The following is a 24,317-nucleotide window of genomic DNA, read 5'->3' on the forward strand; positions in this document are numbered from 1 at the left end:
ATAACACCAAGTGTGGTGGCGATGGCGAGAAGGATACACCTGTAACCATGCCGAACACAGAAGTTAAGCTTCTTAGCGCCGATTGTAGTGAGGGGTTGCCCCTTGTGAGAGTAGGACGCCGCCACGCAAATGAAAACAGTTGAACGAAAGTTCAGCTGTTTTTTTTGTCTGGATGCGAACAAATTTTCGGTTTTTTGCTGAAAAAAAGCAATGGAAATGTTATGATAAATCATATATAAACAAAAAAAGCCAACAGATATCGTTCTGTTTTAGTAAAGCGACACAGACAAACTCGTATTTTATTTATCTTATATATAGGGAGGCAGTAGCTTAATGGTCAAATTTATTCATGCGGCAGATTTGCATATGGATCGTTCATTTGAAGGATTAGTGGGAATCGATGGAAAAGTTCAAAAGAAATTATTACGGGCTAATTTGACCGTACTTGAAAATATTGTGGAACAGGCAATCAAACATCAGGTTGATTTTGTTTTACTGGTAGGGGATAGCTTCCACCAGAATCGTCCTTCGCTAAAGATCCAAAAACATTTTTCGGAACAAATCAAGCGCTTAGGAGAACACAATATCTCAGTTTTTTTAACATTTGGTAATCATGATTTTTATCAAAAAGAGAGATATTGGTTTGAATTTCCCGAGAATCTTTCTTTGTTTACTTCGGAAACTGTAGAGACACTGCAAATGACGACGGATGCTGGCGAAACGATTGCACTCAGTGGTTTTAGTTACATAAAACAATGGATCACTGAGGAAAAAGTGCCTGAATTTCCCCAACGTTTTGCTGTCGACTACCATATTGGACTCTATCATGGTGAAATTGGGTCAACTCATGGGAATTATGCACCATTTCAAGCAAATCAAATGGAAGCAAAAGGCTATGACTACTGGGCATTAGGCCATATCCATGTTCCAACTAAATTAAATGAAAAAGGAACCATTCTTTATCCTGGTGCACCACAAGGACATACAAAAAAAGAAGAGTCCGCGACTTCAATCGTTTTAGTTGAACTTCAAGGAGCATCTTGTCGAACAACACCTATAAAAGTTGCAGAAGTTTATTGGAAACGTCAGCAAATTTCTCTCAGAGAAGTGAAACAAACGACGGATGTATTGAAGAAAATTCAACAAGAATTAGTTGAACCCAATAAGATGACACTCGTTGAATTTGAGATCATTGATTATGAACACTTAGATCAGGAAGTATTGGATCGTATTTATTCTGGAGAATTATTAGATTATTTGAAGGAAGAAACAAACAGGGAATTTTCGAATTTAGTTATTTGGCGTATCTCTACTTTAGAAAGAGATAACAAGGTAAAAATTTCTTTGTCTGCTTCAACATTGATGTTTGAACAACTATTCGAAAATTACCAAACAAAAGAAGATTTTCAGCATATATTACAAGAAGCCTACACAAATCAAGAGGCAATCAAAGTGTTGGATCTGTTACCGGATTTTCAAGAATCTACGATAAAAAAGGCCCAAGAAATCATTCGGCAAGACTTTTTGTTTGAGGAGGGTACTGAATGAATATTTTAAAAATCGAAATAGCAGCTTTTGGAAAGTGGCGACAGGAAACCTTTGATTTTACCTCTGGGAATCAGTTGATTTACGGTGAAAATGAAGCGGGAAAGTCAACGATTTATCAATTTATTCAAGCAATCCTTTTTGGTTTTCCATCAAAAGGGAAGAAAAAGAAAGATTACACACCGAGAGACGGTTCTGCATACGGTGGAAAATTATGGCTGAATCATCCTGTACATGGAGAAATTTATGTTGAGAGATATAAACAACAAAATAGAGGCAAATCGAAGGTCACATGTAATGGCCAAAGTGGAAGTGATGAACTCTTAGAAAAACTACTTTCACCTTTGACGAAAGAGTTATTCCAGCAAGTTTTTACATTTCAACAAGAACAACTGAGTGAACTTGCTCATTTAACAGAAAAAGAATTACATGATGCGTTGATTTCATTAGGAATCACTGGAAGTTCTCATGTCTTTCAAAAAAGACAAGAATATTATCAATCAGCTGATAAGTTGTTTAAAAGAAAAGGTCAAAAATTAGTGATTAATCAGCGACTAAATGAATGGAAACAACTACAAGAAAAGATTCATCAAAAGCAAGAGCAAGAGGCGATCTATAGTGAATGGATCATGGAGGAACAACGACTAGCAGAACAACAACAGCTCTTATTGCATGATATCGAACAAATCAATCAAAAACTTACGCTGTATCATCAACAAGAATTGAATTTCTCTTTATATGAAGAGTGGCAATCACTGAAAAAAAATATGCTAGCTGAAGTACCGAATGAATCACTAATACAAGATTTAGAAGTATTTACCAAACGTTATCAACAAATGAACGAACGTCTGGAAGAACTTGAGGCTTCGTTAGAGCGACATAGTGGGATGGATCAGCACTCTGCACGTTATTATTTTTATTTAGAACAAGAACAAGAGTTGAAAGCACTACAGCAAAAGCAATTTTCAACGGAGCAATTAATGGATGAATGGCAAAGACTGCAAGTAGAGACAAGGGAAACAGCGTCTGAATTGAAAATCTTGGAACAACGTTGGCGCTGGGATCGATTGCAACGACCACAGGAATTTATTGATGATCCAGAGTGGCGTTCTTTGTATACGATGGCGCAACAATTGAATGATGAACACAGTCAGTTAGCGATTCGTTTTGATATTGTGAAGGAACAGCAACGAACACTAGAAGCAGAGATCAATGAATTAGAACTAGCTCACCCAACGCTGATCCAAACAAGACCGATCCAAGATGTTCCAGAAAAACAATCCTTTTTCAAATTTTACGTTAGTGCGTTAGTGTTAGCTGTGATTGGTTTAATCTTACCTATGCCTGGAAAAATATTGGGGCCATTGCTTGCTTTGGGAGTGGTTGGCTATACGTTTACTCGTAGAAAATCTAAGAACACAATAGACCAAAATTTGCCAGAAATCAAAGGAAAATGGCAAGAGAAACTAGGGCAACTGGATATTGTATTGGCACAATCAGAAGAGATTACTCAAACAATCAATGAGAATAAACGAAAGCAACAAAAATTGGAACAATCAGTAGCTGATTTTGCCTATCATCACTCATTAGGAATAATGAACACGCTTGAAACGATGAAAAATGAGGGCCAAGAAGTAACAGATTATCAAAAGCTTTATGCTGTTTTCCAAAAAAAGCAACAACGAGAACGAGAGATACAGGAACAACTCTTACAGATAGACGGGGAACTTGACCTAGCAAAAGAATGGCTACCGCTCCAACATAAATCTCTCTCGGAAAAAATGGCTCTATTAACCACGTTCATCCAAGAGATGGAACAAATGAAATATGCTAGAAGTTATCAACAGAATACTTTATTGAAACAAGAAATCAATGCATTGAAAAAGAAACAAAAAATGTGGTTAGAAGAATACAAGGAACAATTTGCTAGAGCAGAACTTTCTTACCCATCAGAAGTACCGATTTTTCTACAAAAGGCGAAGCAAACAAAGCAACAACAAGCGCGTTTTGAAGAATTGGCGAATATTCTTTCTCCAATTTTTAAAACTGTCATTACTTATAGTCAGTTGCAGACTCAGATTGCTCGTGAATCCGAACGATTGCAAGAACTAAAGAGGGAAGAAGGTAGGAAGAGTGAGCAACGTCAACGTTTGCAGTTGCAAATTGAGGGATTACAACAAGACGGGACATTAGATGAATTATATCAACAGGAAAGTCTACAAAAAGCACAACTACAAACTTTATTTGAAGAGTGGGGAGGCTTAGTGATTGCTGGGACATTTTTAGGTGATCTTTCGACAGAATTAAGTGAACGGCAATTACCACAGTTACTCAAATTAGCTGGAGACTATCTAAGTATCCTAACTGATCGACAGTACCAAGAAATACAATTGAAAAACGATACATTGACATTAACAAATGGTACAGATGAGTTTCCAATTTATGAACTATCGACAGGGACAAAGGATCAGATGATTATGGCGATGCGTTTTGCATATCTTGCTTTGGAAGCGAAACGGTCGATCTGTCCAGTGATCATTGATGATGGCTGGCTACACTACGACCATAAGAGAAAATACCGTTTAGCTAAACTACTAGCTGAATTTAGCAAAACCTATCAAGTAATCTGCTTGTCTTCTGATCAAGAAATGGTAAGCTATTATCATGAGCTAGAACAATCTGTGAGAAAGTTAGAAGGTGCGAATAGTGAAAAAAATACGTGAATTAGTCGTTGATGAACAATTCGAACAATTCGTTTTGATCAAAAATGCAGATGTAAGAATCGCTAAGAATGGTAAGAAATTTATCGCTTTTACATTTCAAGATACATCAGGAACAATTGATGGCAAATATTGGGATGCATCAGAGGACGAGATCAAAAAATTTACACCGGGAACAGTTGTTTTTTTAAATGGTAAACGCGAGGTCTATCAAGGAAATCCTCAAGTTAAAATTTTGCATATGCGTTTAACAAAAGTTGAGGAACCGAGTGATCCAAGTTTGTACATGGAAAGAGCACCATTGAGAAAAGAAGAAATGGAAGAAGAAATCAACCAACTGCTATTTGAGATCACAAATGCACATTGGAATCGCATCGTGCGTTATTTACTCAATAAATACCAAAAACAATTTTTTGAATATCCAGCAGCAAAACGAAATCATCACGCATTTGCTAGTGGATTGGCTTATCATACAGTGTCGATGTTACACTTAGGTAAAGCGATTGCTGATGAATACCCTGAATTGAATCGTCCGCTACTTTATGCGGGGATTATCTTACATGATTTAGGGAAAGTAATCGAGTTGTCCGGCTCAATGGCAACAGAATACACATTAGCAGGTAATTTAGTAGGGCATTTAGTTTTAATTGATGAAGAAATAACAAAAGCTTGTTTAGCGTTGAAAATCAGTGAGGAAGAAGAAGATGTGCTGATCTTACGCCATATGGTTCTATCACATCATGGATTGTTAGAATATGGTTCGCCTGTTCGTCCTCGAATCATGGAAGCTGAAGTATTACATCAAATTGACACGATCGATGCTTCAATGCAAATGATGACTACTGCGATTCGTCAAACAGAGCCAGGGAAATATACAGATCGAATATTTGGTTTAGATAATCGTAGTTTTTATGTACCAAAACAGAAATGATGGTAATTGTTGGGTAGGTATTGAAAGATACGTAATAATGTATTGATATCATCTCACTAGTTTTAAAGAGGTCAAGACGAAAGTATTTAGCCTCGATAAATAAGACAACATCCATGAAAGTTGTTTTTCAAACTTTTGTGGATGTTGTCTTATTTCCGAAGAGAACTATGTCCCTAAACATTTTTTTATGAAACCAAAGAATGTTTTACTTTCCGTTAGCAGAGATGGATAATGAGAAATTATCGTTTTCAAAAAAGTGGTTTAGGAAGAATTTTCTCTTCCTAAACCACTTTTTAAATACTTTTTCTAGTATTTATTTTTAATGTCTAGAAGCGTCTAGTGTTTATTCGTTTGTTGATTCAGTCGTGCTTTGCTCTGTTTCAGATGCTTCAGTAGAATCAGTTGATTTTGTTTCAGAACTCTTTGTTTCTGAGTCTTCAGTTGAAGATGTGCTTGTTGTAGCTGAAGTAAATGGTGTCAAGATGTTTTGGAATGCGTCATCTTTGATTTTTACATTCGCTTCTTTTAGTTCTTCACCGATTACTTTTGTTGTAAATTCGCTGTCATTTACTTTTGCTTGAGTCGCAATTTCTTCTAATTGATCTTTGAATTTATCCATGTCGTTTCCTTTATCTTGGTTTTTCACCATTTTAACGACATAGTATTCTGTTGCGTAAGTAGAAGGATTTGTTGCAGTGATCACATCTGAGATCTCACCGTCTTTAAGTTTGAAAGCAGCTTCTTTTACTTCAGATGGAACAGTTTGTGTTTCTGAGTCAAACTTGATATTACCACCATCGTCTTTAGTTGTATCTGTTGATTTTTCTTTTGCTAGTTCTTCGAAATCTTTACCGTCATCAGCTGATTTCTTAACTTCTTTTGCTTCGTCTTCACTAGCAACTTTGATGATTTGTGCTTCTACTTCTGGATGGAATGTTTCCCACGTTTTCTTCAAGTCTTCATCTGTCAATTTCACATGAGATTCGATCCCAGCTTTAAAGACAAGATTATTACGAAGGAATTCTTTATAGCTTTCTTCTGTAAATCTAGCAGATTCTAATTGTGTTTCGAAGCTGTCACCATAAGATTCTTTTGTTTTATTATATTCAGCATCTACTTCTTTATCTGAAACTTTATCATTGTATTTGCTATTGAATACATCATAGATCACCATTTGTTGAAGTAATTGTTGGTTAGCGGATTCAGATTTTGCTTTTTCATAAAAATCAGCGACGGTGATTGTGCCGCCTTTCATGGTTACGATATCCTTGTTTGTATCCCCGCCACCAGAACAAGCTGCTAGTGTTAGAATAGCTAACGCACTTGTCGCAGCTAAAATTATTTTTTTCTTTTTCATTTAAGTTTTGCACTCCTGTAATTTATTATTGGTTTTCACATATATTACTATACCATATCCATTAGCGAATAAAAACGTTCTGACTGATAGTTTCAAACAAAATTCAAATTTTTGTCACATTCCATACATCTAGGTACATGAAAAAGACATATAGTTATCAAAAGTGCTTAATTTTTGATCATTATTGCACGTCTGTCAAGCTTTCAGGAAAATGTGCCGAAAGTTTTTCTACTTGTTCTTGGATTTGTGTAACTCGTGGTTCTGCTTGAAATTTGAAATTTTCAAGGTCTTTTTCGATTGATTCTTGAAAAGATGGGATAACAGTTTCAGCTGTTCTTTTTGTTTCAGATAACGCTTGTTTAAAATTGTTTAAACTGTTATTTAATTCGTTGGTTAATTCAGTTGCTTCATCTAATTCTGCAATCAATTTCTCTCTGGTCTCATTTCCACTACGTGGTGCAAATAATAATCCTGCTGCTGCACCGGTAACAGCACCGAATACTAATCCTTTTAGAAAATTTTTAACCATGAATCGTCACCTGCTCTTTGATTTTTTCTTGGATAGCAGTCATTTCTTCCGTTGTATAATCTGCTTGATGGTTTCCAAAGTGAATGGAGAAGTCATCTTGTTTACTATAACGCGGAATTAAATGGATATGGGAATGAAATACGGTTTGATAGGCTAGTTCTCGATTATTATTGATTATATTTAAACCTTCCATTTCCGGGAATGCTTTTTCGATGGAACGAGCGATTTTTGGGATACGGGCAAAGACATCACTGGCTAATTCTTCGTTGTAATCAAAGATATCAGTTACGTGTTCTTTAGGAATGATCAATGTGTGTCCTTTAGTTGATTGAGAGATATCTAAGAACGCATAGATTTTCTCGTCTTCATAGATTTTATAGCTAGGGATCTCTTGATTGATGATTTTACAAAAAATACAATTGTCCATATAAAAACACCTTTCTTCTATTCAAGTTTCGTTACCTCAACTTTAACATAAGTTCATGAGAATGCACGTAAAAAATAATTGGACGTGATTTGCTTCGTGGTATAATGAAGACAATATAATAGCGGAGGAAGAAATATGAGTTTAAAAATCGAACATGTTACAGGTGGCTATGGTCATTTACCTGTTTTGAAAGATATCAGTTTTAACGTTCAGCCTGGAGAAATGGTTGGGTTGATTGGTTTGAATGGAGCAGGAAAAAGTACAACGATCAAACATATTATCGGATTGCTTGAACCAACGAAAGGCAAAATCGAGATCAATCAATTATCCCTTAAAAAGGATGTAGAAAATTATCGTAAACAAATTGGTTATATTCCAGAAACACCTTCATTGTATGAAGAACTTACTTTAAAAGAACACATTGAAGTAACGGCGATGGCTTATAACATTCCAATGGATATCGCGATGAAACGGGCAGAAAAGTTGTTACACACGTTTCGATTGTCCAATCGGTTAGAGTGGTTTCCAGCGAATTTTTCAAAAGGGATGAAACAAAAAGTCATGATTTTGTGTGCTTTTTTGATTGAACCATCTTTGTATATCATTGACGAACCTTTTCTAGGGCTAGATCCGTTGGCAATCAATGCCTTGTTGGAATTAATGGTCGAGATGAAAAATGAAGGATCGGGTATTTTGATGTCTACGCATATTTTAGCTACTGCTGAAAAATATTGTGACCGTTTTGTTGTTCTTCATGAAGGAGAAATCAGAGCAGATGGCACGTTAGAAGAGTTGCAAACTGCTTTTAGAATGCCGGATACATCCCTAGATGAAATCTACATCGCATTGACGAAGGAGCAAGGTTATGAATGATTTTTTTCAAAAAAGACTAGCAAAACATCATAAAAAAATGATGAAATATTTACGCTATGTATTCAACGACCATTTTGTATTAGTCTGTTTATTTCTGATTGGAGGTCTAGGCCTCTATTATTCTAACTGGCTAAAAACACTCGAGGCTCCTTTTTCGATGGGAGGTATTATCGTCTCATTGATTTGGATGGTTTGCTTGATTGTCGGGAAAATCGCGACTTTTGCGGAGCCGGCAGATTTAGTTTTTCTTTTACCGAAAGAAAAAGAAATGAAAGGCTATTTACAACGAGCTTTTCGTTATTCTTGTATTTTTCCTATGATTTTTCTAGGATTAGTGTGTGGATTTGCGATGCCGTTAGTTGTGGTTTCAACGCAACAACCATTTTCGCTGTTTTTTGTTTATCTACTTATACTATGGAGTTTGAAGTCTAGTCATTTACAAGTGAAGCGAGCAGATTTTTATCGTATGGAAGAAACACGTAAAAACCTGTTTAAATATGGTTGGTGGTTCTCGTCATTTGGTATCTTACTTCTTTCTTTTTATGGGAGTATTTGGTTGGGCTTGATTCTTTCATCTGTTCAAGCTGGAAGCTATTATTGGTTCTTATGGAGAAATCTATCTGTTCATTTAGAATGGGAAAAAATGATCCAATTAGAAAAACAACGGTTGCACCAAATCTATCAGTTCATTAATTTGTTTACAGATGTGCCAGAGATCACCGCAAAAGTCAGAAGGCGCCGTTATCTTGATCCGATGTTACAAGGAATCAAGAAAGAAACGAAAAATACGTATCTTTATTTATTTGTTCGTCGTTTTGCTAGAGGATCAGACTTTATTGGCTTGTACGTACGTTTGACAGTGATTGGCTCGATCATTATCGCCGGAATCAACGATTTATATTTTACTTTAGGTATTGGCTCATTATTTCTATATTTGATCGGCTTTCAGTTATTACCTTTATATAGTCAGTTTCGCTATATGATCTTGGTCCAATTGTATCCTATCCCAGAGAGTCAAAAAAGTGAAGCACTCCAACGTCTTTTAACATGGTTATTGACTTTTGTTGCTGTTTTATTTGGGGGAATCGCTGCTGTTGTTCTTGATGGAAATGAGAGATGGCTACCTATCTTGGTCTATCTTGTTGTCAACGGACTCTTGATCAAATGGTACGTGCCATCGCGGATCAAGAAGATTGCGGAGTAGCATTGAGAAATCAAGCAGAAAAATTTTATTATTTTACGAGAATAGATCACAAGAATTGTGGGGAAGTCCGAAATTACTTTATGTTTTTTCGAACTTTCCTATTCTTTTCCATGGTCGAAAAAGGATGTACTAAACCTTATGAATAGGAAGAAATCACTAGGGACTTTTTTTATTTTGATAAAAGTTGGTTTTTTAGAAGGCAAAACATAGAAAAAGAACGTATATGTGCTTGACGTTCAAGACTTGGGCGACTAGAATAATAGATACTGCAAACATATAGTAGAGGACGGGAGAATGCGCGATGGAGTTTCAGTTAGACCAAGAGTGGCGATTACGCCCCATCAAAGGTGACACAGGAAAAACATACATAGGCATGCGTGATAAAGACAAAGTTTTTATCAAGAGGAATACAACGCCAATGCTCGCTGCACTCTCTCGTGAAGGCATTACGCCTAAATTAGTGTGGACTAAGCGAACAGGAGATGGCGATACCTTGACCGCACAAGAATGGCTGGAAGGCCGCTTGTTGACGCCTAGTGAGATTGGTCAAAGAAATGATGTCATTGATGTACTCTATCATCTACATCATTCAACGTCTTTAAAAACCATGCTTTCTCGAATTGGTGGTAGGATATTGATACCCCATAAAATGCTGCAATATTATGAACAAGATTTGCCTGACAGCTTAAAAAACAACCAATTTTTACAACTCGTTTATCGCTATTTGTGCCAACAAATTCCTTCGGTGGAAAAGGAAAAACTAGCGGTCGTGCATGGCGATGTCAATCATCGGAATTGGTTAGTCTGTAAAAATTATTTATATTTAGTTGATTGGGATTCAATCATGTTCGCTGATCCAGCGGTAGATATTGCGACTATTTTAGGAAATTACGTACCATTGTCTAGTTGGAATCAGTGGTTGATCAGCTATGGTATCCGACCAACAGATGAAATTTTAGAAAAATTACATTGGTATGCGGTGATGAACCTATTACAAGAAATCACACGCTACTGCAAACGTGAAGATTATCGACGAATGAATGAAGAGATTTTACAACTCAAACGAATTTTTAGTGGTTAAGCTCGGATATTCAGTTGATTTTTTTATTTTTAGGGGTAATACCAATAGCGGTTTACAATAAATTCAGTGAAATACAAGGAACAATCTTTTGTAGGAACAGAGAGGAAGAAAAAGATGCGTGTTCGCAACCGACCAAATGCAGCAGAAATGCTAGCTGCTCATCCAGAGATCGTCATCAGTGAGCCAACAAAATGGCGTAGAAAATGGAAAGAATTATTTGGCAATGACCAACCAATCCATATTGAGATCGGCATGGGAAAAGGACAGTTTATTACTGGGATGGCCAAAGCTCATCCAGAAATCAATTATATCGGGATCGAAATGCAAGTAAGTGTCGTGTCTATTGCTTTAGATAAAGTATTGGAGGAACCGTTACCTAATTTAAGATTATTGCACGTGGACGGTTCCGCTTTGACTGAGTACTTTTCAGAGAATGAGATCGATCAGATTTATTTGAATTTTTCAGATCCATGGCCTAAAAAGAGACATGAAAAACGGCGCTTGACGTATCATACATTTTTAGCTGTCGATGAAGAGATCTTAAAACCAAATGGTGAAATTCATTTCAAAACAGATAATCAAGGATTATTTGAATATTCGTTGGCTAGTTTTTCACAATACGGCATGCGACTAAAAAAAGTCTGGCTTGATCTACATCAAAGTGACTTTGACGACAATATCATGACAGAATATGAAGAGAAGTTTTCTTCTCGAGGACAACGGATCTATCGTGTAGAAGCACAGTTTGTGGATAAAACCGAATAGAAAAAAGAAGAGAGTAGGAACTGTAAGTTCTTGTCTCTTCTTTTTTATTTTTTTAGTCTTGTTGACCACAGACGGGAATCAAGTCAAATTTTGAAAAAGAGAACAGCCCCATATCAGTGATTTTCAATTCAGGAATAACTGATAACGTTAAAAATGAAAGTGTCAAGAATGGATCGAATGCTTCACTTGCGCCTAAATGATGCGCTTGGTCAGTCAAGTTCAGTAATTGCTGATTAACTGTTTCATAAGGTTCGAGTGACATCAAACCGCCAATAGGTAATGGTAAACAAGCTAATTCAGTTTGTTGATCTACAACAATCATCCCGCCGCCTTTTTTGACTAATTGTTCAGCAGCGTAGCACATATCTTCATCATTGGTTCCTACAACGACGATATTATGTGAATCGTGAGCCACAGTAGTAGCTAAGGCTCCCTTTTTTAGTTGGAATCCTTTGACAATTCCTAGACCAATATTCCCTGTAGCATGATGTCGTTCGATGACAGCAATCTTTAGTTGATCATCTGCCACTGAAGGAGTGAAAGAACCATTATCGACTTGAACTTGCTCCAATAAATCGTTGGTCAACAAACTATTTGGAATGATCTCGATGACATGAGCGGTTGTTGAATCTAAAGCCAATTTCAATGAGTTTGGATCAAATGGTGCAACTGTCATTTTTGGTAATGCATCAATCGCTGGCTGAATTTTTAATTTTATAACTTCAGGGACCAACTGTCCATCTATCACAACCGTTTCTCCTTGATGGAACACGGTATTGATCGGCAACTTTTTTAAGTCATCAGTTAAGAAAAAGTCTGCCTGATAGCCTGGCGCAACTGCTCCTAAATGTTGTAAACCAAAACATTCTGCCGCATTCAATGAAGCCATTTGGATGGCTTGTAGTGGGTCCATGCCCGCCAAGATCGCTTCACGGACAATATGATCGATGGAACCTTCTGTTACAAGATCATTGATCAATTTGTCATCAGTCACGAATAAACAGCGACGTGAATTGTCTGGTGTGATAGCAGGTAAGAGTGCCTGTAGATCTTTTGCTACGGTTCCTTCTCGAACCATCAAATACATTCCTAGCGATAAACGCTCCTCCGCTTCTTGGGCGGTCGTTGCTTCGTGGTCTGTCCGAATGCCAGCAGTTAAATAAACGTTTAAGTCGTCCCCGTTGATTCCTGCGGCGTGGCCATCGATTTTTTTGTTCGTTTGATGCATCAGCTGTAATTTATCGACAATCGTTTGCTCATTTGAAGCGACTGCCTGATAGTTCATTACTTCAGCTAGACCAAGTACTTCAGGATACTCAAGAAAAGGAGCAAGTGCTTTTGCATCTAAGACAGCGCCACTTGTTTCAAATGGTGTGACAGGCACACAAGAAGGTAGCATGATGAATATATTCATTGGTGTCTCTCTTGCATCTGCCAGCATAAATTCAAGACCCAAATTTCCGGCGACATTACCGATTTCGTGAGGATCAGTTACTACTGTTGTCACACCATGTAATAGAGAGATTTTAGCAAACTCTTTAGGTGCTAACAGAGAACTTTCGATATGCACATGACCATCGATCAGACCAGGAACTAAATACTGTCCTTTTGCATCATAGATGGTCGTACCTTCGTATTTCCCAATACCTACGATCCTTCCATCGCAGACAGCGACATCACCCTCGATGATCGTTTTCGTAAAGACGTTGACAATTTTTGCATGTTTAATAACTAAGTCAGCGGGTTGTTTTTTTCCTGCAACTGCAATGTGTTTGTTTAAGTGCGAATCCACTCTGAAACCTCCCCAAATAAATTTTTACTAGTATAACATAAATTCGGATTTAACCTATGATTTTCATTAAATTTTGTAAAAATAAACGATTCATCTTAAAAAGACGTATATTTTCTTGGAGGGCGAAGAAATGAAGATAAAAGATTTAGCAAATGAGATCATTTATGGAGGAGCTAAAAATAAAGTGCAAGATATCTATATTTTGCCATATGTAGAAGATTTTAAGGTTTATTTTCGTACAGGTAAAAGACGAACATTCCAAAAATCGATCTCCCTTGAGATTGGACAACAATTGATCGCTAGTTTTAAGTACCTGGGACAAATGGATATCGGTGAAAGAAGAAAAACACAACTAGGCTCACTGACTTATTTAGTGGACCAACGAAAGATAAGACTAAGACTCTCGTCAGTAGGTGATTATTTACAAAGAGAGAGCTTGGTCATCCGGATACTCTATGCGTTGAGCGAAAAAAGTTTGCGCTGTTTTGTTCCCAAAGACTTGCAAATTATTGAGCGGAGTACGAACAACCGTGGATTATTTTTGTTTAGTGGACCGGTCGGTTCTGGTAAAACGTCATTGATGTATCATCTTGCTCGTAGGAATGAGGAACAAGTAATTACGATCGAGGACCCAGTAGAAATTGAAGAGCCATTGTTTTTACAGTTACAAGTCAATGAAAAAATCGATCAGACTTATGATCAGCTATTAAAACTAGCCTTACGTCATCGGCCTGATTTATTGATTGTCGGTGAAATCAGAGATAAAAAGACAGCAGATGCAGCGATTCGGGCAGCGTTGACGGGCCATCGTGTATTTGCTACAGTCCATGCACGAGATCTCAAGGGTACTGTGGCAAGGATGAAAGAACTAACGAGAAACGATGGATTTGACGAATGTTTGTCCGGCGTTATCTATCAAGAGTTGTTGCCTGATTTTAATGAACAACCGACGGCATTGTGGTCTTATTGTTTTTCTGACAATGAAATCGAAAGCAAAGAATGGAGAGCTAGCTATGAAGAGGCACAAAAAAATGTTTGGCAATCCTATCCATTTTAAAAAGATGGATCACAAACAACAAACTCTTTTTATCCAAACGATCGGTGAGTTACTCTTGAATGGCTTTAGTTTACAGCAAGCAATTGATTTATTGGAATTACTGCAACTGATACCACAAGTCCATGTCCATTTTGCTAAAAGAAATCTTCAAGCTGGCGAATCTTTTCATTTTGTCCTTCAGCAATTGGGATTTAAGCAAGAGCAACTCGTACAGGTGGAACTGGCCGAAGTCCATGGAAATTTAGTCGAAACTTTAAAGGGCATCGCTGAACAACTTCAATTGATTGAACAATTTCGAAAAGAATTAAAAAAGGTCATGAGCTATCCACTGGTATTGTTGGTCTTTTTAGTCGGCATTTTAGTTAGTCTACGTGAGTTCGTCTTGCCACAATTCCTTCAGAACGACATGGTCACCACGACACATTGGGGGATTCGATTGCTTCAATCAAGTCATTGGTTATTCTTAGGTACCGTTGGTAGTAGTATTTTTTGTGGTTCAGTGATTTTTTTTCGCTTGAAAAAGTGGGAAGTTGTCAAGAGAAGTGAGTGGATCAGTAAGCAATGGATGATAGGAAAGATCTATCGTTCCTATCAATCAGCTTATCTAGCACTAGAAATAGGCAAACTATTTTATGAAGGCCTCGACTTGAAACAAATTATTCGCTGTTTGAAAGAAACTAAAGAAGGAAGTTTGGTTCAGTCTTTAGCGTATCAATTAATGGAAGGACTCGAACTAGGTATTCCTTTAGCACAACAATTTGAGCAATACCATTTTTTGACGACCGAATTTAGTCAAATCGTACTACAAGGAGAAGCCAAAGGAAATTTAGGCAAAGAATTATTGTTTTACAGTGATTTGACACGTAAAGAATTTTTTCAAAAGATCCATCGTTGGTTGCATTGGGTCCAACCAGTCCTTTTCTTAGGGATTGCTGCATTGATTTTACTGATTTATGCGGCTATCTTGTTGCCGGTATATGGAAATATCGAGGAGGTTCTAATATGAAGAATAGAAAAAGAATGGCTCGTCTAAAAGGTTTTACACTGATTGAAATGTTGATCGTCTTACTCGTCATTAGTGCGTTAGTTTTACTATTTATCCCAAATATTTCTCGTTATCGTAATCATGTCAATAAGGAAGGTCGTGAAGCAGTTATGCAACTGATTGATGCCCAAAGTGAACTTTACGCATTACAAAATGAGGGAAAGATTCCAAGTATTGATGAGCTGTTACGAGAAGGATACATCAAACAGGAACATGCCGATGTGTATCGCAAGAACTAATAAATACCTCACCGAAGCTTACACTTTAGCAGAAACGATCATTGTCTTGATTGTCTCCCTTGCTTTCTTTATCTTTCCTGTCCTCTCATTCCATTCTTTAGAAAAAGAACAATCGATCCATCGTTTTTTTGGTCAGCTAGAAAAAAGGATCGATCTCGTACAACAAAGTGCTATTATCCATCAACAAGCTACTCGTTTTTATTATGATCCAAAGCGCCATAGTCTTTTATTTGAGGTGCCTCCTTACTCATCAATGGAGTGGCAAGTGTTGCCGATCCCTGAAGCTTTGACCATCCAACGTCATGCACCGATTACTTATGCTGCGAAGACAGGGAACGAAAGCTCGTTGAAGGCGTATGAATTTTATTGGACAGAGAAGAAACAAAGAATCATTTACCAATTCCAACTAGGAGGTGGTCGTTATATTAAAAGAATCCAATCTAGCTAGCTTTGTACTCCTGGAATCATTAACCGCGCTAATGATCACAGCCATGAGTATTTATATTATGAGTTCTGGTAATTTGTTCTTGGTCCAACAAGAACAAACCAAAGACCGAGAAATTCTTCTATTGAGGACATTGTATGAAGACGTGAGAAACTATCGTAGGTATGGAGAGTTGCCGACAAGACCAACAGAGTGGGAGCAGGGAACTACAGTAATCGATATGCAAAGCCAGAGAATAAGAAAAGTTTCAATCAGTGATGGAAATGAAGTGATCGCCATTGAACGGAAGAAATAAAGTATTTGCTTTTACAATGATTGAATGTCTGATTGCATTACTTATTCTAAATACGATTCTTTTATCATTTGGTCTCTTTATTCGACAAAGCGAAAAGTTGAATACATTTTTTCAAAAAGACGAACAAACAGAATGGTTGATTTTCTTAGCTCAATTCGAAAACGAACTTGCTTCAAGTAAACGTATTTCGATCATTGAGAATCGGTTATATTATGAAAACGAGAAAACGTTCGTCATAGAAGGTTATCAGCAAATGATCAGAAAACGTGGAACTGCTGGTGGCCATCAGCCTATGCTGACAGGTGTTAAGGGTGTCCAATTCAAAGAAGAAAATCAAGTGATTTTACTGCATGTTGAATTTATGAATGGAGACAACAATTATGGTATTTGGACAAAGAAAAAAACATAAGCGGGTAAAAGGAAATGTGTTGTTTTCGACCTTGGCTCTTTTTCTATTGAGTATATTCTTCATGCAAGGATTACTTGAAAGTTATCGTCTAAAAATAGACAGTTATTTACGCATCAAAAAATATTACCAAGCAAAGATCATCAAGCAAATGTTTATGATGGAATCCAATCAGTTGGAAGAGCAAGACAAAGGGGAGTATGATTACAATGTAGGCACGGTCCAGTATACAGTCAAACAGGACCTAGTGGAGCTAGTAATAACTGTTTCACCTTTCCGATTTGAATTTAAAGAGCGAGTCATTGATACAGATAATAATACAGATTAAGAGGTTCCAAAGCAATAACCGTTCTTTTCTGTAATACAGCTGTTTTGAAGGCGTTGAATGTTCGCTATTTCACAAAGAAAAAGGATGAAAACGATTGAAATTTCAGCGATTGTTCGTTAGAATTAAACAGGTAAAATAATTGTTATAATATATCTAGAAATGAGGCGCACGATGTTACCAGAAAAAATGGAACAAGGGTTTGAGCAAAACCTGGAAGCTATTCAGCTTTTACAAAACGCATTGGGAACTTCTTTTTTAGAAGCTTATGTTGAAAATGCCGAAAATTTAAGAGACAACTATCAAGTTCGTGTAGTAGATGGTGTACCAAATGTAAAGACAACCCAACAGATCTCAGAGCTTTATCAAAAACTGAGTGAATTATCATTTGAACCGGAAGAGTGGCGTCGTTTGTCGCAGTTGCTTTTGTTAAAGGGAAGTCAAACGGAGCACTTACAAGCAAACCATCAATTGACACCAGATAGCATTGGTTTCTTGTTTGTTTTCTTGATCGAACAACTCTTCCCTGATCATAAAGAAAAAATCGGTGTCTTGGATATTTCAGCAGGAATGGGCAATTTGCTATTAACAGTTCTTTTAAACCTAAACATTGCTGGATATCATACAGAAGGTTTTGGTGTGGATATCGATGATACACTACTGTCTGTCGCGGCTTCTACAAGTGAGTTGACGCAAGCGATTGTTCAATACTTTCACCAAGATGGATTACAAGACTTATTGATCGAACCAGTTGATGTCGCTATTAGTGACTTGCCAATCGGATTTTATCCGAATGATCAAAAAGCGCAAGACTTTTTGACACGCGCGACAGAAGGTCACAGTTATGCTCATCATCTTTTATTGGAACAGGCAATGAAATACGTCAAGCCAGATGGTTTCGGTTTGTTCTTGATGCCAAGCAATTTCTTGGAGACAGAGCAAAGCGAGTACATTAAAAAATGGTTTAAAGAAGAAGGCTATCTTCAAGGTATGATCCAATTGCCGGATGAGTTGTTCCGAAATAAGCAATCACAAAAAAGTATTTTGATTTTACAGAAAAAAGGCAAACAAGCAAAACAAACCAAAGAAGTACTGCTTGTTAAACTTGATTCACTAAAAGAACCAGAGAAGGTGACGAAGTTTTTTAACGAATTTAAAAACTGGAAATCAGCTTCCTTATAACTATTTACCAAAAAGGAGAGTAACATGTCAAAAACAATTGCAATCAATGCTGGAAGTTCAAGTTTAAAATGGCAGTTATACCAAATGCCAGAAGAAACTGTAGTCGCTAAAGGAATCGTTGAAAGAATTGGATTAAATGATTCAATTTTTACAATCAAGTATGGTGAAGGCCAAAAATTTGAACAAATCTTAGATATTGATGATCATGAAGTTGCTGTAAAAATGTTATTGGATCAATTGATCGAATTAAATATTTTAGGCGCATATGATGAAATCACAGGTGTCGGACATCGTGTCGTTCACGGTGGAGAAACTTATGATGACTCTGTAGTCATTGATGAAGAAGTAATGGCACGTATCCAAGAATTAGCAGAATTTGCGCCATTGCATAATCCTGCCAACTTAATGGGAATCAAAGCATTTAAGAAAATTTTGCCAGATATCCAAAGTGTAGCTGTCTTTGATACGTCTTTCCATGCGACTATGCCGAAACACAATTACTTGTACAGCTTACCAATCGCTTACTACGAAGATTTTAAAGTGAGAAAATATGGGTTCCACGGAACAAGTCACCGTTATGTTTCTGAACGTGCGGCAGACATGTTAGGTAAACCAATCGAAGACTTAAAAATCATTACTTGTCATTTAGGAAATGGTGCTTCAATTACTGCTGTTGACGGTGGTAAATCTGTTGATACATCAATGGGCTTCACGCCATTAGCAGGTGTAACGATGGGTACTCGTTCTGGTGATATCGATCCAGCGATCTTACCTTATCTAATGGAAAAATTATCAATCGATATCAATGAAATGGTTGATATCTTAAACAAAAAATCTGGTCTTTTAGGATTAACAAATCTATCTAGTGATATGCGTGACCTTGAAAACAATTACGATAAAGAAGAAATCCGTTTGGCTTATGATGTGTTTGTTGACCGTATCCGTAAATATATCGGTGGCTATGTAACAACAATGAACGGCGTTGACGCAATCGTATTTACTGCGGGTATCGGAGAAAACGATGGTCATGTGCGTAACGAAGTGATCAAAGGTATGACATGGTTTGGCTGTGAGATCGATCCAGAATTGAATAAATTACGTGGTGAAGAGTTAGACATCTCAACAAAAGACTCAAAAGTCAAAGTGTTAGTCATCCCAACAGATGAAGAATTAATGATTGCACGTGACGTAGAACGCTTGCGTTAAGTTGCTTCAAATAAAGAAGTAATGGATGTTTGTCTGCGTGATTTGGATGACGCTAAGAAATTAGCCGGTATAATATAAGGGTTCAAAAAAAGAGTTGGACATTGTCCAGCTCTTTTTGGTTTTTTGCCTGATTTAAATCAGAGGAATGAAGCTAGAAGCGACGCCTTCAAAAAAAGTATATCTTCTAATAATAGAAAATTAGAAGATACACTTTCATTCAAGTAGCTGGTCATCCTATGTCGTGCTTCCTTGAATCAATTTCACAGGTAACACATAGTTGGATTCAAGTGGTTTCTCTGGATCTTGGATCCGTTGGAGCATTAGGTCGACTAAGATGTCAGCAATATCTGTAATTGGTTGTGCGATGGTCGAGAGCTGTGGAAAATAATTTTGAATCAATTTTGTTCCATCATACCCGATGATTTTTATTTCTTCAGGAATTTTAATGTGCAATTCTTGACAGAGATTATAGGCTAAAATAGCAGTTAAATCGTCTGTACAAAATAAAGCATCAATTGTTTTCATTTCTAAAATCCGTTTGATCTCTAAATTTTTTAAAGCTGTTGATCGGGCAGTAGAATGAAAATGAAACACGTGCGGCTCTAATTGGAATTCTTCCATAAATGCCAAATAGCCATTCAATCGTTGATTGGTCGGTGAATTTGATTCTTGGGAGCCAGTTAAGATGGCAATGTTTCTGGCACCTTTTAAATAAAGGTTTTCGGTAGCTAAGTATCCACCACGTAAATTGTCACTACTGATAATTGGAATTCCTTCTGCTAAATAGCGGTCGAAGGAGACAATGGGTAGTTCAATATTTTCGTATTCTTGGATACCCAGATTATGCGCTCCAGCAAGGATACCATCTACTTTGTTTGCAGCTAACATATTGAGGTAGTTTCGTTCTTTTTCTTTATTGTTTGCACTATCGCATAATATTGAACGGTATCCTAAATCAAATAGCTTACTTTCTAATTGTTCGACTAATTCACCAAAGAAAGGGTTGGCAACTGTAGGAAAAATCAAGCCAATCAATTGGGTGTTTTTTCCTTGAAGAGAACGAGCCAATGAATTGGGGTGATAATTCAATTCTTTCATTGCTTGATTTACTTTATCGATTGTTTTTTGGCTCAATGAGCCGTAGTTATTGATGACACGTGATACAGTGGTTGGTGAGACTCCAGCTTTTTTGGCTACATCGGTTAATTTAACAACCATTTTACTTACCCTCTATTCATTCATTTTACGTAACTTCCAAAGCGTTCCTGAGAAGGCATGGTCACATTCAATCAAGAGTGTGGTCTGTTCGCTTGAAGGGAAAATTCGGGCAGTAGCCGTTTGTTTACCGTCATTGATAAAGATTTCGACTACAGAAATATCAACAAAGATTTGTAAAGACAAAGGCTCTTGTGAAATTGTAAATTCTCTTGTGACACCATAATCTTCTGCAAATACTTCTCCTGATAAGCTACGATCTATTTTCATTTTACCATGCCTGCGATCGAAAGAGAGGATCAATCCGTTATTTCCAAGGGGATCACTACATAAATAGATTTTTCCACTTTGATTTTCTTTAAACTCTAAGTTGATTTCGTAGCGATTTTGCTCGGTATTTATCTGTGAGACTGATTGATTCAAAGAACATGGCGGATTAATTCGTAATTGCCTCATTTCTTTTACAGGACGTTGATGGAGTGTCCCATTTTCGATCGTCAACTCTTTGACGATACTTAGACAATGGGCCCAGCCAAATGGATCAGTCGGATAACTGATTTCAGGTAACCCGATCCAACTAACTGCTAAGGCACGACCATCAGGAGTGTTGAATGCTTGAGTAGCATAAAGATCAAAGCCTTCATCAAGATTTTTAAGGTTTGAAGGTTGGGTAAGTTGATTCGTTTCGATGTCATAGGCTTCTCCGATGATGTAAGCATTCGGGTATATATTTTGATACTCCAAAATAGACTGTTCTAAGCCTTGTGGACAAAAGAGCAATAGCGCTTTTCCATCAATAAATACTAAGTTAGGACACTCGATCATGAATCCCATCGATTGTTGCGTAAATTTTAAAGGACCTGCGTAAGACCAAGTGTCTAGATCGGGACTACGGTAAACTAAAATTTCCCCTTGTTTATTTTGATTTTGTGCACCCAACAATAACAAATATTCGTCTTTATAAAAAATCACTTGAGGATCTCGAAATTCTTGTGTATAGCCGTAAGGTGGCTTAGAAATCAGTGGGGTGGTTAATTTTGATAGTTCGCCATTAGGTTGCATCCATGCACCCAACTGATACGAAGTACGTATCCAATTTTTATCACGGACATTGCCTGTATAGGCCAAAAATAATTTATCTTTAACCGGAAGTGCTGAACCGGAGTAGACGCCATGACTATCATATGACGTGCTGGGTACAAGTTTCAATCCTTCCTCTTGCCAATCGACTAAATTCTTAGAAGTCAAGTGGTACCAAGATTTTAACCCATGGACAGTGCCCATCGGATAAGCTTGGTAAAATAAGTGCCATTTGCCGTTGAAAAAAGAAAAACCATTTGGGTCGTTCAACAAACCAGAAGGTGGTTGAATGTGGTAATCCAAACGCCAAGGAGAATGAGCTACTTGTTCCTTTAACAGTGTTTGATACTCTTGAGGCCACGCCTGATAAGCTTGATAACGTAGTTGACGTGTCCATTTAAAATTATTATTCATAAGTACGACTCCTTGTAAACGTATTCTATTATAGAATAGCTCGAACTAACACTAATGTCAAACGTATATCATTATTTACGTTTTTTATCATTTTTTCTAGGTATTTATTTTAAAATATAAGCTTTATTTTTGATAAACGTTTGACAATTCTAGGGCGTCGTGGCATACTCAAGCTAGGATAACGGTTACAAATAATTGATTTTTAGATTATATAGGGGGGACAAAAAGTGGATTATAAAAAAGTGGCAAAAGAAATCAATGACGCACTAGGGGAAAATAATATCCAAGCTGCCGCACATTGTGCAACTCGTTTGCGTTTAGTATTAAAAGATCAAGCGAAAGTGAATCAAAAGGCACTAGATGCCATTGATGAAGTAAAAGGAACCTTTGAAGCAAACCATCAATTCCAAATCATTATAGGCGCAGGTGATGTGAATAACGTTTACGACGAACTTATACAGCTGACCGGTACAAAAGAAGCATCGACTGACGATTTGAAAGCGGTAGCACAATCAGGGAAGAAACAGAATCCTTTTATGTCCTTGATCAAAGTACTGTCTGATATATTCGTACCAATTGTTCCTGCTTTAGTCGCAGGCGGGTTGTTGATGGCAATCAATAATGTTTTGACCGCACAAGATTTATTCGGACCACAATCAGTGATTGAGATGTATCCTAATTTAAAAGATGTGACTAGCATTATTAATTTACTGGCTTCTGCCCCATTTGCATTTCTCCCGATCCTAGTAGGTTTTTCAGCAACGCGAAGATTTGGTGGCAATCCTTATCTAGGAGCAGCAATGGCAATGGCAATGGTGATGCCGGAGCTGGTCAATGGCTATAGCGTAGCAAATGCTGTGGCAGAAGGAACAATGCCTTATTGGAATATTTTTGGGTTAAACATTGCTCAAGCAGGTTACCAAGGATCGGTCTTACCAGTTTTAGCTGTTTCATGGATTTTGGCGAATTTAGAGAAATTTTTCCATAAACGTTTACTTAATGCATTTGATTATACATTTACACCGATGTTAGCAATTATCATTACAGGTTTTTTGACATTCGTTGTGGTTGGTCCAGTGATGCAAGCAGTCGGGGACAGCTTAACAGCAGGATTGAGTTGGTTGTATCAAACAACTGGAGCAATCGGTTTAGGGATTTTTGGTTTATTCTATTCACCAATCGTGATCACTGGTCTTCATCAAAGTTTTCCAGCAATTGAAACGTCTTTATTGGCTGATGTGGCTCGAACGGGAGGAACATTTATTTTCCCAGTTGCTTCAATGGCAAATGTTGGACAGGGTGCAGCAACACTTGCCATCATGTTATTGACTAAAAATACAAAGCAAAAAAGTTTAGCAACTTCTGCTAGTATCTCTGCTTTACTAGGAATTACAGAGCCAGCAATTTTCGGTGTCAATTTAAAATTAAAGTTTCCATTTATTTGTGGAATGATTGCTGCCGGGATCTCTTCCATGTTCATTGGCTTTTTCCATGTACTTGCTATTGCTTTAGGTCCTGCCAGCGTCATCGGCTTTATTTCAATTACGCCTAATCAGATTCCTTTTTTCATGATAGGTATCCTCATCAGTTTACTCGTTGGTTTCACTACAACATATCTTTATGGAAAAAAACACGCATACCTACTTGCTAGTGAGGAACCGGAAACAGCAGATGTACCTAGTGTTGCAAAAGAAGGGGAGGAACGTGTGATAGAAGAAGTAATCGTCGCTCCTGTTTCTGGTGAACTGATATCACTGCAAGTAGTAAATGACCCTGTGTTTTCTCAAGAAATGATGGGGAAAGGAATAGCAATCAGACCAACGGAAGGACTTTTATTTGCTCCAGCCGATGGTGAACTGACTGTTATTTATGAATCGAAACATGCCTATGGGTTGAAAACGGATGCTGGTGGAGAAATTTTGATCCATATCGGTATTGATACAGTTGAATTAAATGGCCAAGGGTTTTCGACAGAATTTCAGGTAGGAGATAAGGTAAAGAAAGGCCAGCTGTTGGGAAGATTTGATCAGCAAAAGCTCCAGCAAGCCGGTTATGATGATACGGTAATGATGATTATTACCAATTCTTTATTGTATGAATCAATTACTCCTGTTACAGAAGGCACAATAGATAGCAAAGAAAGATTGCTCATGCTACGTTCAAAGACAGAATCTAACTAATAAA

At 37.3% G+C, this 24,317-nt stretch carries 23 protein-coding genes and 1 rRNA gene; 18 read left to right on the forward strand and 6 right to left on the reverse strand.

Annotated features, from left to right (window positions below):
- The first annotated feature begins 11 nt into the window (after positions 1-11).
- The 4 genes from rrf (at position 12) to P3R27_RS00020 (ending at position 5,196) form a co-directional block, all read left to right on the forward strand.
- A 5S ribosomal RNA gene (gene rrf / locus P3R27_RS00005) occupies positions 12-127 on the forward strand.
- Between the two features lie 206 nt (positions 128-333).
- Complete coding sequence (locus tag P3R27_RS00010; RefSeq protein WP_126134361.1) at positions 334-1,548, forward strand: metallophosphoesterase family protein; 1,215 nt, start codon at positions 334-336, stop codon at positions 1,546-1,548.
- Positions 1,545-4,268: an ATP-binding protein gene (locus P3R27_RS00015; RefSeq protein WP_034690618.1), complete on the forward strand. Its 2,724-nt coding sequence runs from the start codon at positions 1,545-1,547 to the stop codon at positions 4,266-4,268. The genes P3R27_RS00010 and P3R27_RS00015 overlap by 4 nt, the downstream gene beginning before the upstream one ends.
- Positions 4,252-5,196: a 3'-5' exoribonuclease YhaM family protein gene (locus tag P3R27_RS00020; RefSeq protein ID WP_034690621.1), complete on the forward strand. Its 945-nt coding sequence runs from the start codon at positions 4,252-4,254 to the stop codon at positions 5,194-5,196. Before P3R27_RS00015 ends, P3R27_RS00020 begins: the two co-directional genes overlap by 17 nt.
- A gap of 343 nt (positions 5,197-5,539) precedes the next feature.
- On the opposite strand, the gene P3R27_RS00025 is transcribed toward P3R27_RS00020, so the two are convergent.
- The 3 genes from P3R27_RS00025 to P3R27_RS00035 all read right to left on the reverse strand — a co-directional run bounded on the left by P3R27_RS00025 (position 5,540) and on the right by P3R27_RS00035 (position 7,509).
- A complete protein-coding gene (locus P3R27_RS00025) occupies positions 5,540-6,553 on the reverse strand; it encodes a peptidylprolyl isomerase (protein ID WP_301356772.1) in 1,014 nt (337 codons plus the stop codon).
- A 181-nt stretch (positions 6,554-6,734) separates the two neighbouring features.
- On the reverse strand, positions 6,735-7,082 hold the full coding sequence (locus P3R27_RS00030) for a YtxH domain-containing protein (protein WP_034690625.1): 348 nt from the start codon (positions 7,080-7,082) through the stop codon (positions 6,735-6,737).
- Positions 7,075-7,509, reverse strand: coding sequence for an HIT family protein (locus tag P3R27_RS00035; protein WP_010734190.1), 435 nt, complete (start codon positions 7,507-7,509; stop codon positions 7,075-7,077). Before P3R27_RS00035 ends, P3R27_RS00030 begins: the two co-directional genes overlap by 8 nt.
- 135 nt (positions 7,510-7,644) lie before the next feature.
- Between P3R27_RS00035 and P3R27_RS00040 the strand changes: the two genes are divergently transcribed.
- From P3R27_RS00040 to trmB, 4 genes are all read left to right on the forward strand, one after another.
- Entirely contained in the window at positions 7,645-8,382 is a 738-nt protein-coding gene (locus P3R27_RS00040) for an ABC transporter ATP-binding protein (RefSeq protein ID WP_034690628.1), read from the forward strand.
- Entirely contained in the window at positions 8,375-9,586 is a 1,212-nt protein-coding gene (locus P3R27_RS00045) for an ABC transporter permease (RefSeq protein WP_034690631.1), read from the forward strand. Before P3R27_RS00040 ends, P3R27_RS00045 begins: the two co-directional genes overlap by 8 nt.
- Positions 9,587-9,887: 301 nt before the next feature.
- Complete coding sequence (locus P3R27_RS00050) at positions 9,888-10,667, forward strand: phosphotransferase family protein (protein WP_301356774.1); 780 nt, start codon at positions 9,888-9,890, stop codon at positions 10,665-10,667.
- A 114-nt stretch (positions 10,668-10,781) separates the two neighbouring features.
- Positions 10,782-11,432: a tRNA (guanosine(46)-N7)-methyltransferase TrmB gene (gene trmB / locus P3R27_RS00055; RefSeq protein WP_034690637.1), complete on the forward strand. Its 651-nt coding sequence runs from the start codon at positions 10,782-10,784 to the stop codon at positions 11,430-11,432.
- 52 nt (positions 11,433-11,484) lie between these two features.
- Here trmB and ade read toward each other — a convergent pair whose 3' ends face one another.
- Entirely contained in the window at positions 11,485-13,224 is a 1,740-nt protein-coding gene (gene ade / locus P3R27_RS00060; protein WP_034690638.1) for an adenine deaminase, read from the reverse strand.
- A gap of 130 nt (positions 13,225-13,354) precedes the next feature.
- On the opposite strand from ade, the gene comGA reads away from it, so the two are divergent.
- The 9 genes from comGA to P3R27_RS00105 all read left to right on the forward strand — a co-directional run bounded on the left by comGA (position 13,355) and on the right by P3R27_RS00105 (position 19,424).
- Complete coding sequence (gene comGA, locus P3R27_RS00065; protein WP_034690640.1) at positions 13,355-14,281, forward strand: competence type IV pilus ATPase ComGA; 927 nt, start codon at positions 13,355-13,357, stop codon at positions 14,279-14,281.
- Positions 14,238-15,287 (forward strand): competence type IV pilus assembly protein ComGB, encoded by a 1,050-nt coding sequence (gene comGB / locus P3R27_RS00070; RefSeq protein ID WP_034690641.1) that lies wholly within the window; start codon positions 14,238-14,240, stop codon positions 15,285-15,287. Before comGA ends, comGB begins: the two co-directional genes overlap by 44 nt.
- Positions 15,284-15,565: a competence type IV pilus major pilin ComGC gene (gene comGC / locus P3R27_RS00075; RefSeq protein ID WP_034690642.1), complete on the forward strand. Its 282-nt coding sequence runs from the start codon at positions 15,284-15,286 to the stop codon at positions 15,563-15,565. Before comGB ends, comGC begins: the two co-directional genes overlap by 4 nt.
- A complete protein-coding gene (gene comGD / locus P3R27_RS00080) occupies positions 15,546-16,013 on the forward strand; it encodes a competence type IV pilus minor pilin ComGD (protein ID WP_051536349.1) in 468 nt (155 codons plus the stop codon). The genes comGC and comGD overlap by 20 nt, the downstream gene beginning before the upstream one ends.
- Before the next feature lie 58 nt (positions 16,014-16,071).
- The gene (locus P3R27_RS00085; RefSeq protein WP_034690645.1) at positions 16,072-16,305 is read left to right on the forward strand and encodes a hypothetical protein; all 234 of its coding nucleotides are present in this window, start codon (positions 16,072-16,074) and stop codon (positions 16,303-16,305) included.
- Positions 16,289-16,714, forward strand: coding sequence for a competence type IV pilus minor pilin ComGF (comGF, locus tag P3R27_RS00090; protein WP_268745035.1), 426 nt, complete (start codon positions 16,289-16,291; stop codon positions 16,712-16,714). The genes P3R27_RS00085 and comGF overlap by 17 nt, the downstream gene beginning before the upstream one ends.
- Entirely contained in the window at positions 16,686-17,039 is a 354-nt protein-coding gene (gene comGG, locus P3R27_RS00095; protein ID WP_034690647.1) for a competence type IV pilus minor pilin ComGG, read from the forward strand. Before comGF ends, comGG begins: the two co-directional genes overlap by 29 nt.
- Before the next feature lie 171 nt (positions 17,040-17,210).
- On the forward strand, positions 17,211-18,218 hold the full coding sequence (locus P3R27_RS00100; protein WP_034690649.1) for a class I SAM-dependent methyltransferase: 1,008 nt from the start codon (positions 17,211-17,213) through the stop codon (positions 18,216-18,218).
- A 24-nt stretch (positions 18,219-18,242) separates the two neighbouring features.
- A complete protein-coding gene (locus P3R27_RS00105) occupies positions 18,243-19,424 on the forward strand; it encodes an acetate/propionate family kinase (protein WP_034690651.1) in 1,182 nt (393 codons plus the stop codon).
- A gap of 234 nt (positions 19,425-19,658) precedes the next feature.
- Here the strand turns inward: P3R27_RS00105 and P3R27_RS00110 are convergent, their stop codons facing one another.
- Positions 19,659-20,642: a LacI family DNA-binding transcriptional regulator gene (locus P3R27_RS00110; protein WP_034690654.1), complete on the reverse strand. Its 984-nt coding sequence runs from the start codon at positions 20,640-20,642 to the stop codon at positions 19,659-19,661.
- Between the two features lie 12 nt (positions 20,643-20,654).
- Entirely contained in the window at positions 20,655-22,133 is a 1,479-nt protein-coding gene (locus tag P3R27_RS00115; RefSeq protein WP_034690655.1) for a sucrose-6-phosphate hydrolase, read from the reverse strand.
- Positions 22,134-22,360: 227 nt separating this feature from the next.
- Between P3R27_RS00115 and P3R27_RS00120 the strand changes: the two genes are divergently transcribed.
- On the forward strand, positions 22,361-24,313 hold the full coding sequence (locus P3R27_RS00120) for a sucrose-specific PTS transporter subunit IIBC (protein WP_034690658.1): 1,953 nt from the start codon (positions 22,361-22,363) through the stop codon (positions 24,311-24,313).
- Positions 24,314-24,317: the final 4 nt, after the last annotated feature.

Origin of the sequence: Enterococcus spodopteracolus (assembly GCF_030441955.1) — a bacterium.
GTDB classification, from domain to species: Bacteria; Bacillota; Bacilli; order Lactobacillales; family Enterococcaceae; genus Enterococcus_B; species Enterococcus_B spodopteracolus.

What these genes read in the sequence shown, in the direction of transcription:
- comGC (WP_034690642.1), top strand. Translation starts at nt 15,284, where the DNA reads ATGAAGAATAGAAAAAGAATGGCTCGTCTAAAAGGTTTTACACTGATT.
- comGG (WP_034690647.1), top strand. Translation starts at nt 16,686, where the DNA reads ATGGTATTTGGACAAAGAAAAAAACATAAGCGGGTAAAAGGAAATGTG.
- comGD (WP_051536349.1), top strand. Translation starts at nt 15,546, where the DNA reads ATGTGTATCGCAAGAACTAATAAATACCTCACCGAAGCTTACACTTTA.
- P3R27_RS00040 (WP_034690628.1), top strand. Translation starts at nt 7,645, where the DNA reads ATGAGTTTAAAAATCGAACATGTTACAGGTGGCTATGGTCATTTACCT.
- P3R27_RS00045 (WP_034690631.1), top strand. Translation starts at nt 8,375, where the DNA reads ATGAATGATTTTTTTCAAAAAAGACTAGCAAAACATCATAAAAAAATG.
- comGA (WP_034690640.1), top strand. Translation starts at nt 13,355, where the DNA reads ATGAAGATAAAAGATTTAGCAAATGAGATCATTTATGGAGGAGCTAAA.
- P3R27_RS00085 (WP_034690645.1), top strand. Translation starts at nt 16,072, where the DNA reads ATGAGTTCTGGTAATTTGTTCTTGGTCCAACAAGAACAAACCAAAGAC.
- P3R27_RS00035 (WP_010734190.1), bottom strand. Translation starts at nt 7,509, where the DNA reads ATGGACAATTGTATTTTTTGTAAAATCATCAATCAAGAGATCCCTAGC.
- P3R27_RS00030 (WP_034690625.1), bottom strand. Translation starts at nt 7,082, where the DNA reads ATGGTTAAAAATTTTCTAAAAGGATTAGTATTCGGTGCTGTTACCGGT.
- P3R27_RS00105 (WP_034690651.1), top strand. Translation starts at nt 18,243, where the DNA reads ATGTCAAAAACAATTGCAATCAATGCTGGAAGTTCAAGTTTAAAATGG.
- trmB (WP_034690637.1), top strand. Translation starts at nt 10,782, where the DNA reads ATGCGTGTTCGCAACCGACCAAATGCAGCAGAAATGCTAGCTGCTCAT.
- P3R27_RS00110 (WP_034690654.1), bottom strand. Translation starts at nt 20,642, where the DNA reads ATGGTTGTTAAATTAACCGATGTAGCCAAAAAAGCTGGAGTCTCACCA.
- P3R27_RS00115 (WP_034690655.1), bottom strand. Translation starts at nt 22,133, where the DNA reads ATGAATAATAATTTTAAATGGACACGTCAACTACGTTATCAAGCTTAT.
- P3R27_RS00010 (WP_126134361.1), top strand. Translation starts at nt 334, where the DNA reads ATGGTCAAATTTATTCATGCGGCAGATTTGCATATGGATCGTTCATTT.
- P3R27_RS00050 (WP_301356774.1), top strand. Translation starts at nt 9,888, where the DNA reads ATGGAGTTTCAGTTAGACCAAGAGTGGCGATTACGCCCCATCAAAGGT.
- comGB (WP_034690641.1), top strand. Translation starts at nt 14,238, where the DNA reads ATGAAGAGGCACAAAAAAATGTTTGGCAATCCTATCCATTTTAAAAAG.
- P3R27_RS00015 (WP_034690618.1), top strand. Translation starts at nt 1,545, where the DNA reads ATGAATATTTTAAAAATCGAAATAGCAGCTTTTGGAAAGTGGCGACAG.
- P3R27_RS00100 (WP_034690649.1), top strand. Translation starts at nt 17,211, where the DNA reads ATGTTACCAGAAAAAATGGAACAAGGGTTTGAGCAAAACCTGGAAGCT.
- P3R27_RS00025 (WP_301356772.1), bottom strand. Translation starts at nt 6,553, where the DNA reads ATGAAAAAGAAAAAAATAATTTTAGCTGCGACAAGTGCGTTAGCTATT.